The sequence below is a fragment of the Microbacterium sp. LS_15 genome, from assembly GCF_041954735.1.
GTDB lineage: Bacteria > Actinomycetota > Actinomycetes > Actinomycetales > Microbacteriaceae > Microbacterium.
Window position 1 is genome coordinate 1 of the sequence record NZ_JAVAYD010000010.1, and the last position, 12954, is coordinate 12954.

At 71.0% G+C, this 12954-nt stretch carries 15 protein-coding genes; 4 read left to right on the top strand and 11 right to left on the bottom strand.

The window, feature by feature from the left end; all coding sequences use genetic code 11:
- The 7 genes from RAC69_RS12555 to RAC69_RS12585 form a co-directional block, all read right to left on the bottom strand.
- The coding region (locus RAC69_RS12555; RefSeq protein ID WP_375087096.1) for a glycine cleavage system protein R at positions 1-479 on the bottom strand (479 nt) is incomplete at its 3' end.
- Positions 480-509: 30 nt separating this feature from the next.
- Positions 510-1013 (bottom strand): hypothetical protein, encoded by a 504-nt coding sequence (locus RAC69_RS12560; RefSeq protein ID WP_375087097.1) that lies wholly within the window; start codon positions 1011-1013, stop codon positions 510-512.
- Positions 1010-2068 carry a PLP-dependent cysteine synthase family protein gene (locus tag RAC69_RS12565; RefSeq protein WP_375087098.1) on the bottom strand — a complete coding sequence of 353 codons (1059 nt, stop codon included), beginning with the start codon at positions 2066-2068 and terminating at the stop codon, positions 1010-1012. The genes RAC69_RS12560 and RAC69_RS12565 overlap by 4 nt, the downstream gene beginning before the upstream one ends.
- Before the next feature lie 21 nt (positions 2069-2089).
- Positions 2090-2983, bottom strand: a complete 894-nt coding sequence (locus tag RAC69_RS12570; protein ID WP_375087099.1) for a hypothetical protein — start codon at positions 2981-2983, stop codon at positions 2090-2092.
- 75 nt (positions 2984-3058) lie between these two features.
- On the bottom strand, positions 3059-3862 hold the full coding sequence (locus RAC69_RS12575) for a GntR family transcriptional regulator (RefSeq protein WP_341933244.1): 804 nt from the start codon (positions 3860-3862) through the stop codon (positions 3059-3061).
- Between the two features lies 1 nt (position 3863).
- On the bottom strand, positions 3864-4268 hold the full coding sequence (rbsD, locus tag RAC69_RS12580; protein ID WP_375087100.1) for a D-ribose pyranase: 405 nt from the start codon (positions 4266-4268) through the stop codon (positions 3864-3866).
- A gap of 50 nt (positions 4269-4318) precedes the next feature.
- A complete protein-coding gene (locus RAC69_RS12585) occupies positions 4319-5272 on the bottom strand; it encodes a ribokinase (RefSeq protein WP_375087101.1) in 954 nt (317 codons plus the stop codon).
- A gap of 106 nt (positions 5273-5378) precedes the next feature.
- Here RAC69_RS12585 and RAC69_RS12590 point away from each other — a divergent pair, with 106 nt between their 5' ends.
- The gene (locus tag RAC69_RS12590; protein ID WP_375087102.1) at positions 5379-6041 is read left to right on the top strand and encodes a transaldolase family protein; all 663 of its coding nucleotides are present in this window, start codon (positions 5379-5381) and stop codon (positions 6039-6041) included.
- A gap of 73 nt (positions 6042-6114) precedes the next feature.
- Here RAC69_RS12590 and RAC69_RS12595 read toward each other — a convergent pair whose 3' ends face one another.
- Positions 6115-6792 carry a FadR/GntR family transcriptional regulator gene (locus RAC69_RS12595; protein ID WP_341933248.1) on the bottom strand — a complete coding sequence of 226 codons (678 nt, stop codon included), beginning with the start codon at positions 6790-6792 and terminating at the stop codon, positions 6115-6117.
- Positions 6793-6838: 46 nt separating this feature from the next.
- Here RAC69_RS12595 and RAC69_RS12600 point away from each other — a divergent pair, with 46 nt between their 5' ends.
- Positions 6839-7807, top strand: a complete 969-nt coding sequence (locus RAC69_RS12600) for an amidohydrolase family protein (protein WP_375087103.1) — start codon at positions 6839-6841, stop codon at positions 7805-7807.
- 17 nt (positions 7808-7824) lie between these two features.
- On the opposite strand, the gene RAC69_RS12605 is transcribed toward RAC69_RS12600, so the two are convergent.
- Both RAC69_RS12605 and RAC69_RS12610 read right to left on the bottom strand, forming a co-directional pair.
- Positions 7825-8583 carry an SDR family NAD(P)-dependent oxidoreductase gene (locus RAC69_RS12605; protein WP_375087104.1) on the bottom strand — a complete coding sequence of 253 codons (759 nt, stop codon included), beginning with the start codon at positions 8581-8583 and terminating at the stop codon, positions 7825-7827.
- Complete coding sequence (locus tag RAC69_RS12610) at positions 8580-9440, bottom strand: fumarylacetoacetate hydrolase family protein (RefSeq protein ID WP_375087105.1); 861 nt, start codon at positions 9438-9440, stop codon at positions 8580-8582. Before RAC69_RS12610 ends, RAC69_RS12605 begins: the two co-directional genes overlap by 4 nt.
- A gap of 135 nt (positions 9441-9575) precedes the next feature.
- On the opposite strand from RAC69_RS12610, the gene RAC69_RS12615 reads away from it, so the two are divergent.
- Together RAC69_RS12615 and RAC69_RS12620 are read left to right on the top strand one after the other, a co-directional pair.
- The gene (locus tag RAC69_RS12615) at positions 9576-10871 is read left to right on the top strand and encodes an L-fuconate dehydratase (RefSeq protein WP_375087106.1); all 1296 of its coding nucleotides are present in this window, start codon (positions 9576-9578) and stop codon (positions 10869-10871) included.
- Positions 10858-11823: an aldo/keto reductase gene (locus tag RAC69_RS12620; protein WP_375087107.1), complete on the top strand. Its 966-nt coding sequence runs from the start codon at positions 10858-10860 to the stop codon at positions 11821-11823. Before RAC69_RS12615 ends, RAC69_RS12620 begins: the two co-directional genes overlap by 14 nt.
- A 63-nt stretch (positions 11824-11886) precedes the next feature.
- Here RAC69_RS12620 and RAC69_RS12625 read toward each other — a convergent pair whose 3' ends face one another.
- Positions 11887-12882, bottom strand: coding sequence for a LacI family DNA-binding transcriptional regulator (locus RAC69_RS12625; protein WP_375087108.1), 996 nt, complete (start codon positions 12880-12882; stop codon positions 11887-11889).
- Positions 12883-12954: the final 72 nt, after the last annotated feature.

Below are 12954 nucleotides of genomic sequence, written 5' to 3' on the forward strand. Positions count from 1 at the left end.
TCGGTCGCGAGGCGCTCGAGATCGGAGCGGAGGGCGTCGACATCGACCGACGAGGGCACGCGCGCGGCGACCGTGGCCTCGAACAGCCGACCGCCGGCCATCGCGGCGTCGCGGGTCTCGGTCGACAGTTCCTCGATGCTCAGGGCATGGGAGTTCAGCACGGTCGACACCTCGCGCACGATGCCGGGGCGATCGTTGCCGAGCACGCGCAGCTCCAGCAGCCGGTCGGGCGCGGGAGCCTGCTCCGTGCCGGTGCGCACGGCGACCGTCAGCAGGCCGTCGAGCTCGCGCAGCGCGCCCTCGAGGTCGGCCGAGCGCTCGGGGGTGACCGAGACCTCGATGACACCGGCGAAGGTGCCGGCGAGTTCGGCGAGCTGGCTGCTCTCCCAGTTGCCGCCGTGGGCGTCCACGACATCGGCGACGGCGGCCACGAGGCCCGGACGATCAGCACCCGCGACGGTGAGGATGAGAGTGGTCATGCCGCCAGCGTAGCCCGCGATCTCCGGCCGCTACTGCTGCGCAGTCCGCGCGCTGTCGATCGCCGTGCGCAGTTCGACGGCGTGGTCACTGCGCAGAGTACGTGTACTGCCTTTCGACAGGGTCAGCCGGACTGCGGGGCCCGCAGACCAGAGCAGATATCGGTCGGCGCCGACGACCCGCCATCCCACACCTCCGGCCTCGGAGGGTCGCACCTCGACGACATCCACGCGCTCGATGTCGGTGAGCGGGATGTGCATGACGCGGAAGGGCGAGAGCCGGGCGTCGATGTGCGTCGAGGTGACGCTGAGCGCGATGCGACGCCTCAGCGCGAGCAGGCCGGCGCCCAGGACGAGCACGAACCCCACGACGAGCAGCACGATGGCCCCACCGCCGAGCCGCTCGGCGTTCGCGAGCACGACCGGAGCGGCGATCGCCGTGATCGCAGCCAGGAACACCAGAGTCATCGCCCCGGCGACCGCGAGCCAGCGTGGCCCGACCTGCGTCTCGCGGAACAGCGCGGAGGTCGGGTTCACTCGATCCACTCGCCGGTGTCGAGGAAGCGGTCGAGGCGGGTGCGGTGCGGCGCGAGATCCCAGCCCTGCGAGGCGACCCACTCGTCGGAGTAGTAGGTCCCGGCGTAGCGGATGCCGCTGTCGCAGATGAGCGTCACGACGCTTCCTGTCTCGCCGGCCGCGCGCATGCGGGCGATCAGCTGGAAGGCGCCGTACAGGTTCGTGCCCGTCGAGCCGCCGGCGAGATGGAGGGTGCGCTCGCGCAGCATCCGGATCGCGGCGATCGACCCCGCATCGGGCACCTGGATCATCTCGTCGATCACGGTCGGTACGAACGACGGCTCGACGCGCGGGCGGCCGATGCCCTCGATGCGGCTCGGGCGGCCGGCCGGAGGATCGACCGTGCCCGCCCAGCCGTCGTAGAACGCGGAGCCCTCGGGGTCGACGACCGCGATCTGCGTGTCGTGGCGGCGGTACCTGACGTAGCGGCCGAACGTCGCGCTCGTGCCTCCGGTGCCCGCGCCCACCACGATCCAGCGGGGGATCGGATGCCGCTCCTGCGACAGCTGGCTGAAGACGCTCTCGGCGATGTTGTTGTTGCCCCGCCAGTCGGTCGCACGCTCCGCGAACGTGAACTGGTCGAGGTAATGGCCGTGGCAGTCGCTCGCGAGGCGCCGGGCCTCGGGGGACATGTCCTCCGCGCGATCGACGAAGTGGCAGGTGCCGCCGTAGAACTCGATGAGGTCGATCTTCTCCTGGCTGGTCGAGCGCGGCACGACCGTGATGAACGGCAGCCCCAGCATCCGTGCGAAGTACGCCTCGGACACGGCGGTCGATCCGCTCGACGACTCGACGAGCGTCGTGTCCGCCGTGATGCGTCCGTTCACGAGGCCGTAGAGCAGCAGCGAGCGTGCGAGACGGTGCTTGAGAGACCCGGTGGGATGCACCGACTCGTCCTTCAGGTACAGGTCGATGCCCCACTCGGCCGGCAGCGGGAACAGGTGCAGATGCGTGTCGGCGCTGCGGTTCGCGTCGGCTTCCAGCAGGGCGATCGCGGTGCTGGTCCAGTCGCTCATGCTTCGAGCGTAACGCGCGGTCTACTCCTCGAAATAGCCGCCCTCGCCCGTCTCGCCGTCATAACGGAACACCCTGCCCTCTTCGAGAGTGATCTGGATGTCATCGCCGAGCGGCTGCTGGGCGAGCAGCTTCTCTTCGAGCATCGTCATCCGCTCCTCGTACTCGGCGGCTGTCTGCGCATCGACGCCCCAGATCGTCGCGACCTTCATGTCGGTGAGGAAGTAGAGGAAGGCCGACACCGCCGTGCGGTTGAATTCGGTGTCGGGGATGGTCTGCCACAGCGCACCCGAGTCACGGAGCCGCTTGTACTCGTCGGCCTTCGCCTGCAGGATGTCGGCGATCTCCGCGCCGGCATCGGCGTCAGGGGTGGACCCCGGGTCCTCGGAGGCATCGGACGACGGGAGCGGAGAGGGGGCCGAGATGCCGGTCGGCTCGGCGACGGGACTGGGTCGCACGTTGGTCAGGAAGCCGATGACGACGGCCACGCCCACGATGATCAGCGCCAACAGACCGCCGACGAGGGCGAGCACCAGGCCGTTCGTCCGCGCGCTCGAGCGAGCGGGCGGCGGCGCGACGGACGAGATCGGGTACCCGCCGTTCGGGGAGGATCCCGCGTACGGCGGCTGCGCCGCACCCGCATACGGCGGCTGCGGCTGAGTGTCGTATGGCGGCTGCTGCGGCGTCCCGTACTGCGGGCGCGCTCCGTACTGCGACTGGGCTCCGTACTGCGGTGGTGGGGCCATCGGGGGCTGCTGCGGCATCCCGTACGGCTGGGTCGGCGACGCCTCGCCGCTCAGCGACGGCGCGAGGGGCACCGTGGATGAGGCGTTCCCGTCCTGCCCGCCCGGTGCGGGCGGGGGTGGCGGAACGACCTGCTCACCCTGCGCTCCCGCATCCTCGTCGTCCTGTGCCATCCAGCTCCCCCTGATCTCCGTACCGGTCTGCGACCAGGCTATCCGGGTGCGCCGACCCGGAGGAGCGCTGACAGGTCAGCTGACCGTGCCTGCGCGAGAAGCCGCGCCGTCGTCGTCGATGTGCAGAAGAGATGCCTGCGACTGCTCCTGCTGCAGCTGGAACTCGAACCGCGATCGGTCGCCTCTGTGGTGCGCGACGAAGTACTCCATGGGGATGCCGTCTGCGCCCCGACTCACGCTGCGCAGCCTCAGCAGGGCCGACCCGGCGCTCACGCCGAGGTGCTGGGCCTGCTCGTGCGTCGCCACGGTGGCCTCGGCGGAGCGCACCCCGCTCGTCGCGACGATGCCGTTCTCGGCCAGCACGCGGTACAGCGACGCCTCCGACAGATCGACGCCGAGCGTGACCGCGCCGACGGCCTCCGGCATCCAGGTCGTGGAGAGCGACCACGGCTCGCCGTCGACGTGACGCAGGCGCTCGAGCACCACGACCGGCGTACCCGGGGCCACCTCGAGCGCGGTCGCGATCTCGTCGTCGGCGAGCGCCTGCTCGTGCCGGAGCACGTCGCTGTGCACGTGTCCGCCGCGGCGCTCCACGTCGTCGTACAGGCCCACGAGCGTGTGCACCAGGCTCTCGCTCGTGCGCGGGCGCGACACGAACGTGCCCTTGCCCTTGACGCGTTCGACGAGTCCCTCGTGCTCGAGCTGCGCGAGCGCCTGCCTCACCACGGTGCGCGAGATGCCGTACCGCTCGCACAGCCGGTGCTCGCCGGGGAGAGGATCGCCCGGCTGCAGGCCGTCGCGGTCGATGCCCTCGATGATCAGCTGCCGCAGCTGGTCGTACATCGGCGCCGCGGAGTGCCGGTCGATCGAGTCCTCCATGTCAGTACGCCACCCCCGCGTGCAGGATCACGTTGGCGTAGGGCGTGAACTCCCCTGACCGCACGAAGGCACGCGCGCTCTGCGACAGGGCCTTGAACTCGACGTGCGGGAGGAGCTGGATCTCGAAGTCCTGATCGGCGAACCGCTCGCGCAGCGCTGCGAGCACCTCGGGGCTCTTCTCGGCCACTTCCGCCGACACCGTGGCTCCCTCGACCACGAGCTCGGCGAGCACGGTGTCGAGCACGTCGAAGAACGCCGGAGCGCCAGGGCGGTAGGCGAGATCGATGCGCTCCGACCCGGTCGGGATGGGCAGCCCGGCGTCGGTCACGACGATCAGGTCGGTGTGCCCGGTCTCGCTGATGACGCGGGACAGGGCGGGGTTGATGGTCGTGGCGGTCTTGCGCATGGTGCTCCTCGACTCGGTGTTCGACTCTGGACGACGGACCGGATGCCGCGTCAGGCGGCGGCTTCGCGGGTGGACAGGAACGCATCGACCTCGGCGCGCAGCGGCAGGCTCGGCGATGCGCCCTGCTTCGTGACGGCGAGCGCTCCTGCGGCGGTCGCGAGGCGCACGGCATCCGACAGCGTGCTGCCGTTCGCGAGAGCGGCGCCGAGGTATCCGGCATACGCATCGCCCGCGGCGGTCGTGTCGACGGCCTCGACGGGGAACGGCGGGATGACGGTCGCCCCCTCGGCCGTGACGACGCACGAGCCCTGACCCGCGAGCGTGATGACGGCCGCGCCGACGCCCCGGTCGAGGAACCACCGGCCCGCCTGCTCGGCCGTGGCGGCGTCGACGACCTCGACGCCGCTCAGCAGCGACGCCTCCGTCTCGTTCGGGGTGACGATGTCGATGTTGCGCCACACGTCGTCGGGCAGCGGGGCGGCGGGGGCGGGATCGAGGATGACGGTCATGCCGTGCTCCTGTCCGCGCGCCGTGATGTGGGCGGTGAGGGCCGACGGTGTCTCGAGCTGCGTGAGCAGCACCGACGTGGTCGGGGCGAGGGCGGTCAGCGCGTCGTCGATCTGCTCGGCGCTCAGCGCGGCGTTGGCGAGGGGCACCATGACGATGTCGTTCTGCGCCGAGGCGTCGACGCGGATGTGGGCGATGCCGGTGGGACCGGGGACCGTGCGCAGATGCGCGAGGTCGACGCCGGCATCGCTCAGCCCGGTGACGACGAGGTCGTGGAACAGGTCGTCGCCGACGCATCCGACGAAGCTCGTGCGGGCGCCGGACCGACCGGCGGCGACCGCCTGGTTCGCTCCCTTGCCGCCGAGCATGAGCGTGAACTCGTCTCCGAGGATCGTCTCGCCCCGCGCGGGGAGCCGGGTGGAGAAGGTCGTGACGTCGGCAGTCACGCTGCCGACGATGACGACTCCCGAACGATCGGCCGAGGTGGCGGGGGTCATGGGGCTCCTGATCGTCGTCGATCCGCGGCGCTTTGACATCCTCCGCGGCTGTCATTACATTAGCCGAATCCGAACCTGTAACGACAGGTTGTGCGCAAGGAGATCCATGACCGCGTCGTGCCCCCGCCTCTACGTCGACAGCGCCGATCTCGATCGGGTCTCCTCACTCCTCGCCACCGGCGTCGTGCACGGCGTGACGACGAACCCGACGATCCTCGAACGGGGCGGGCGCACCGCGGCAGAGATCCCCGACCTCTACACGCGGTGGACGGAGGAGGGCGCCCGGGAGGTGTTCTTCCAGACCTGGGGCGGCGACACCGCGTCGTTCCTGCGCAACGCCGACGGCATCCGCGCGCTCGGCGACCGAGTGGCCGTGAAGGTCCCCGCGACGCGCGACGGCTTCGCCGCGGCATCCGCCCTCGTCCGCGACGGGGCGACCGTGCTCGTCACCGCCGTCTACTCCGTCGCGCAGGCGCTGACCTGCGCGAGCATCGGCGCCCAGTACATCGCCCCCTATCTCGGGCGGATGCGGGATGCCGGGATCGACGGCGACGCCGTGATCGCCGAGATGCAGCAGATGTGCGAAGGCAGCGGATCGAACGTGCTCGCCGCGAGCCTGCGGTCACCCGACGACATCACCGGCCTGCGGCTCGCCGGTGTGCCGTACTTCACCGCGGCGCCCGACGTGCTCGACGCCGTGCTGTTCCACGAGGTGAGCGACAGCTCGGCGGCGGAGTTCGACGCCGCCATGGTGCGCCTCGGGGCCTGAGCTCCGCCCTGCTCTCGAGGCCTGAGATCGGGGCCCGGACTCGGGGTCCGTGTGCGCGACCCGGCCGTGCCGATCAGGCCGTGGCCGCTTGGCGCAGCCACCGCTCGACGCCGGCGATGTGGGCCGTTGCGAGCGACGTGGCGAGCGCGGGGTCGTGCTGCGCGATCGCGTCGGCGATGGCGCGATGCTCCGAGAGGGTGCGCTCGGCCGCGCCGCCCTCGGTGAGACCGCGCCAGATGCGCGCCCTGACCGTCTGGCTGCTGAGGTGCTCGATGAGACTTGCGAGGTAGGCGTTGCCCGACATCGCCACGATCTCACGATGGAAGCGGATGTCGTGCTCGACCAGCTCCTCGATTCCCACCGACGCGTCGACCGCCTCGACCTCGGCCTCGATCCGGGCGATCGCATCGTCGGTGGCGAGGGACGCGGCGAGGCCGGTGGCCTGCGACTCCAGCATCCGTCTCACCGCGAAGATCTCGAGCATCGAGTCGTCGTCGTGCATGTCGACGACGAAGGAGATGGCCTCCAGCAGCAGGTGCGGCTCGAGGCTCGTGACATAGGTGCCGTCGCCGCGGCGCACGTCGAGCACGCGGATCACCTCGAGCGCCTTCACGGCCTCGCGCATCGAGTTGCGCGACAGGCCGAGGCGCTCGGACAGCTCCTTCTCGGGCGGGAGGCGATCGCCGGGGGCGAGCTCACCCGACACGATCATCGCCTTGATCTTCTCGATCGCCTCGTCTGTCACGGCCATGGCGTCATCCTAGCGATTGATCCGATGTCTGCGGCAGGATGGTCGCATGCGCGTACTCGATTCGCACCTGCACCTGTGGGATCCCGAGATCCTGCACTACTCCTGGCTCGAAGGACCGCTCGCATGGCGGTTCGCCGACACCGAGATCGACCACGCGCGCATCACCCGCGCGACCACCGAGCACGCCGTGTTCGTGCAGGCGGGCACCGACGACGAGGACTTCCTCGCCGAGGTGCAGTGGGTCGCGAGCCTCGCGCCGGCCATCGGCGTGACCGGCATCGTCGCCGGCGCCCGCCTCGATCGCGGCACCGACACGACCGCGCATCTCGAGGGACTCGAGACCGAACCGCTCGTCGTCGGCGTGCGGCACATCCTGCAGGACGAGGCCGATGGGCTCGCCGTCTCCGCGGGATTCATCACGGGCGCTCGCGAGGTCGCCGCGCGCGGCTGGACCTTCGACGCCTGCATCCGCGAGGCGCAGCTGCCGGAGATCTCGCGCCTCGCCGCGGCCGTGCCCGAGTTGCGGATCGTGCTCGACCACCTCGGCAAGCCCGCCGTCGGCACCGCGGGCGCGCCGGTGGGACCGAGCCCCGAGTGGGTGCGCGACCTCGACGACCTCGCGCGGCATCCGCAGGTCTCCTGCAAGCTCTCCGGGCTGCCGGCCGAAGCCGGCGGCGACTGGACGGCCGCACAGCTCGTCCCGTTCCTCGACGCCGCGGCCGACGCGTTCGGCGGGGATCGCCTCATGTGGGGGAGCGACTGGCCCGTCTCGGTCATCGGACCGGCGGAGGCCGGCGACCCGCACGCGCCCGAGGACGGCTCCGCGACCTACCAGCCTCACGCGCGCGACCGCTGGGCGGAGACGGTGATCGACTGGGCGCAGGCGCGCGGTCACGACCTCGACGCCCTGTTCTGGCGGAACGCCGAGGAGTTCTACGGTCTCGGCAGGCGCAGGGCCCAGGATGCCGACGAATCGCCGCGCCGCGGCATCCTGGGCTGGCTGCTCGGGGACTGACCCTGCTGCCCGACCGGTCAGCTGCCGACCGGACGGAGGCGCAGCCGCGCCATCCCGCCGTCGACCTCGATGAACGTGCCCGTCGTCGATCCGGCCTCGGGGGAGACGAGGTAGGCGACCGCGGCGGCGACCTCGCTCGGCGACACGAGGCGTCCGTGCGGTTGCCGCGCTTCGAGCGCCGCCCGCTCGGCCTCGGGGTCGACCGCGCTGTCGAGCAGCCGCCCCACCCACGGGGTGTCGGCGGTGCCGGGGTTCACGGCGTTGACGCGGATGCCCTGACGCAGGTGGTCGGTGGCCATCGCGCGGGTGAGTGCTTCGACGGCGCCCTTCGACGCGCTGTACAGTGCGCGCTGCGGCAGGCCGGTGGTCGACGCGATCGACGCGGTGTTGCAGATCGACGCGCTCGGCGACTTCCGCAGCCACGGCAGCGCGGCGGCGGTCACGCGGGCGATGCCGGTGACATTGATCGACAGCACGCGTGCCCACTCGTCGTCGTCGTTCGCGGTGACGTCGCCCTGCGCTCCGATTCCCGCGTTGTTGACGACGATGTCGATGCGACCGAACCTCTCGGCGACGGCCGCGACCGCGGCATCCACCGACGCCCGGTCGGAGACGTCTGCGGTGAAGACGGCGAACGCGGCATCCGCCCCCGAGGTGTCGCGGTCGAGCACCGCGATCTGCGCGCCGTCGGCGTGCAGTCGTGCGGCGATCGCGGCGCCGAGCCCCGAGGCCCCGCCGGTGACGATCGCGACGAGTCCGTCCAGTGCTCCGGTCATTTCTGCGCCTCCCAGGCCACGAACTCCTGGCGCTGATGCCCGAGTCCTTCGATCTCGATGTCGACGACGTCTCCGGCCCGCAGATAGGGGAACCTCCCGCCGAACGCGACGCCCTGCGGCGTGCCGGTGAGGATGAGGTCGCCCGGCTCGAGCGTGACGTACTGCGACAGGTGATGCACGATCGTGCGGACGTCGAAGATCATGTCGTTCGTGTTCGAGTCCTGCCGGGGCTCTCCGTTGACCCAGCTCCGCAGGCGCAGGGATCCGACCTCGACCTCGTCGGGGGTGACCAGCCATGGGCCGGTCGGGTTGAAGCCCGCGGCGATCTTGCCCTTCGACCACTGACCGCCGGAGACCTCCATCTGGAACGCGCGCTCCGAGACGTCGTTGGCCGTGACGTACCCGGCGATGTGCGCGTCGGCCTCCTCCGGGGAGTCGAGGTAGGCCGCGCGGGCGCCGATCACGATGCCGAGCTCGACCTCCCAGTCGGTCTTCTCGCTGCCGCGGGGGATGGTGACCGTGTCGTCCGGTCCGACCACGGTGTTCGGGGTCTTCAGGAACATGATCGGCACGGTGGGAGGCTCCGCACCCGACTCGCGGGCATGGGCCGCGTAGTTCTGGCCGATGCAGATGACGGCGCTCGGGCGAGCGATCGGGGCGCCGATGCGCATCGACGCGGCGTCCTCGAGCTCGGGGAGGCCGCCGTCGGCGAGTCCCGCTTCGACGAGCGCGTGAACGTCGCCGGCGAGGAATGCGCCGTCGACATCGGATGTCACGGACCGCAGATCGAAGTAGCGGTCTCCATCCACGAGGACGGGGATCTCGGCCCCGGGGGCTCCTAGGCGTGCGAACTTCATGTCTCTCCTGCTCGGTCGGATCGTCGTCGGCCCGGACCACGTCGCGGTGGTCCGCCTCGTTGACAGTATAGACATCGGATGTTTACACTCCAAGGGATTTGCACGGACGTCCCCTGCCGTGCCCGAGAGGAACCCGTGAGCCGCATCGTCGCCCTCGACACCACCGACATCCGCTTCCCCACCTCGCTCAGCCTGGACGGGTCGGATGCCATGAACCCCGACCCCGACTACTCGGCGGCGTACGTGATCGTGCGCACCGACGCCGCGGACGGCATCGACGGCCACGCGTTCGTCTTCACGATCGGCCGCGGCAACGACGTGCAGGTGGCCGCGATCGACGCGCTCGCCGGACACCTCGTCGGACGCGAGATCGAGCCGCTGCTCGACGACATGGGCGGCACGTTCCGCGACATCATCGGCGACTCGCAGCTGCGCTGGCTCGGCCCCGAGAAGGGCGTCATGCACATGGCCATCGGCGCGGTCATCAATGCGCTGTGGGACATCAAGGCCAAGCGGGCGGGGCTGCCGCTGTGGCAGTTGCTCGCCCGGATGACCCCGGAGGAGCTCGTCGGCCTCGTCGACTTCCGCTATCTCACCAACGCGCTCACGCCGGCCGAGGCGCTCGAGATCCTCCGAGCCGCAGAGCCCGGCCGTGCCGAGCGGGAGCAGGAACTGCTCGCCACCGGCTACCCCGGTTACACCACCAGCCCCGGCTGGCTCGGCTACTCCGACGAGAAGCTCGAACGGCTCGCCCGCGAGGCGATGGCCGACGGGTTCACGCAGATCAAGCTCAAGGTCGGTGCCGACCTCGACGACGACATCCGCCGATTCCGCAAGGCGCGCGAGGTGTGCGGTCCCGACTTCCCCATCGCGATCGACGCGAACCAGCGCTGGGAGGTGTCGGAGGCGATCGAGTGGGTGAACGCGCTCGCCGAGTTCCACCCCGCCTGGATCGAGGAGCCCACCAGCCCCGACGACGTGCTCGGTCACGCCGAGATCGCGCGAGGGGTCGCCCCCATCCGCGTCGCCACCGGCGAGCACGCCCAGAACCGGGTGATCTTCAAGCAGCTGCTGCAGGCCGACGCGATCTCCGTCATGCAGATCGACGCGGTGCGCGTCGCCGGGGTCAACGAGAACATCGCGAACCTGCTGCTCGCGGCCAAGTTCGGCGTGCCCGTCTGCCCGCATGCCGGGGGTGTGGGACTGTGCGAGGCCGTGCAGCACCTGTCGATGTTCGACTTCGTCGCGGTCACCGGCACACGCGAAGGACGCATGATCGAGTTCGTCGATCACCTGCACGAGCACTTCGTCGTGCCCACCGACATCCGCGGCGGGTCGTACACGGCGCCGACCGCCCCGGGCGCGGGCATGGAGATGAAGGCAGGCAGCATCGAGGCCTACACGTGGACCGGCGAGCATGTCACGGTCTGACCCCCTCACGATGCCGGCGCTCGGCTACGGGGCGGCCAACGTCGGCAACCTGTTCCGCGAGCTCAGCGACGATGAGGCCCTGGCCGTGCTCAACGGCGCGTGGGACAGCGGCATCCGCTACTTCGACACCGCGCCGCACTACGGGCTCGGCCTGTCGGAGCGGCGCCTCGGCGCCTTCCTGCAGACCAAGCCGCGCGACGAGTACGTGCTGTCGACCAAGGTCGGACGCCTGCTGCGGCCCAATCCCGGCCACGACGGCGGACTCGACACCGCCAACGACTTTCACGTGCCGGACGACCTGCAGCGGGTGTGGGACTTCTCGGCCGACGGCATCCGCGCCAGTCTCGACGAGTCGCGCGAACGGCTCGGCATCCAGCGCATCGACCTCGTGTACCTGCACGACCCGGAGCGGCACGACCTCGACCTCGCGGTCGCCGAGGCGCTGCCCGCGCTGGAGCAGCTGCGGGCAGACGGAGAGGTGGCGGCGATCGGGATCGGCTCGATGGTGTCGGATGCCCTCACCACGGCGGTCCGCGCGGCCGACCTCGACCTCGTGATGGTCGCCGGCCGCTACACGCTGCTCGAGCAGCCGGCCGCGGCGGAGGTGCATCCGGCGTGCCGGGAGCGCGGAACCGGCATCGTCGCGGCATCCGTCTTCAACTCCGGCCTGCTCGCGTCCAGCGAGCCGCGTCGCGACGGCAGGTACGAGTACGGCGAGCTGCCGGACGAGCTCTGGGACCGCGTGGTGCGCATCGCCCGGATCTGCACGGCCCACGATGTGCCGCTGCCCGCTGCGGCCGTGCAGTTCCCGCTGCGGTCCGACCTCGTGCGGTCGGTCGTCGTGGGAGGCAGCCGGCCGGCGCAGCTGCGGCAGAACGCCCAGTTCGCGGCCGTCGACATCCCCGAGGCGCTCTGGGAGGAACTGGCGGCCGAGGGGCTGATCCCCGGCTGATCCCGCTCTCGACGGAGGCGCGAGATGCGGTGCCGGGGGCTCCGGGATCCGACACTGACGGCGTCAGGCGGTCGACTCCCGCACGACGAGCTCCGCGGCGAACGGTGTCGGCTCGGGCAGGTCGGCGGTGGGGTCGGCGAGCTGCTGCAGCAGCGCGGCCCCCGCGGCGCGGCCGATCTCGTACCCCGGCTGCCGCACGCTGGTGAGCGGCACGACGGTCTGGTGGGCCTGGATGACGTCGTCGAAGCCGACGAGCGCGATGTCGTCCGGCACGCGGATGCCGTGGCGCAGCAGCTGCGTCATCACGCCGATCGCGACCATGTCGTTGGCGGCGAACACGGCATCCGGTCGTTCGGTCGCCGGCAGCGCGGCGAGGCGCGCGCCGACCTCCAGGCCGTCCTCGGTGGCGAGGTGCACCACGTCGACGACCTCGACCGAGGCGTCGCTGCCCTCGACCGCGTCGCGGAGTCCCCGCAGGCGATCGTTCGACTGGCTCACGGTCGGCGCGCCGACGAACAGCAGGCGTCCTCGCCCGATGCTCAGTAGATGCTCGCCCGCGAGGCGGCCGCCGCCCCGGTCGTCGAAGAGCACGGATCCCACGGTCGCCGACTCGCGGATCGGTCCGACGACGACCGAGCGGATGCCGCGCTCCGCGAGCTGCTCCAGGCGGGGCACGACGTCGCCGAGCGGGTAGATCACGATGCCCTGCACGCGGTGCGCCTCGAACATCTCGATGTTGCGGCGTTCGAGCTCGCCGTCGCGGCTGCTGTTGCTGAAGAACAGCGACCAGCCGCCCTCTCGCGCGACATCCTCGACGCCGCGCGAGAGCTCCTGGAAGTACGGGATCCACGCGTCGAGCAGGATCAGCGCCAGAGTGCGGCTCGCCCCGGCGCGCAGCTGACGGGCCGACTCGTTGGGCACGTACCCGAGCTGCTCGATCGCGGCACGCACCCTCTCCGCGCTCTGCGCCCCCAGCACGTGCGGGTGGTTCAGGTAGTTCGAGACCGTCGACGAGGAGACGCCGGCGAGGGCTGCGACGTCTTTGACGCTGGCGGGCATGGGACTCCTCCTCGGGGTGCGCCGGCGCACGGCATCGACGGCGGCCGGACCAGCCTACTGCCGCGATTGGCA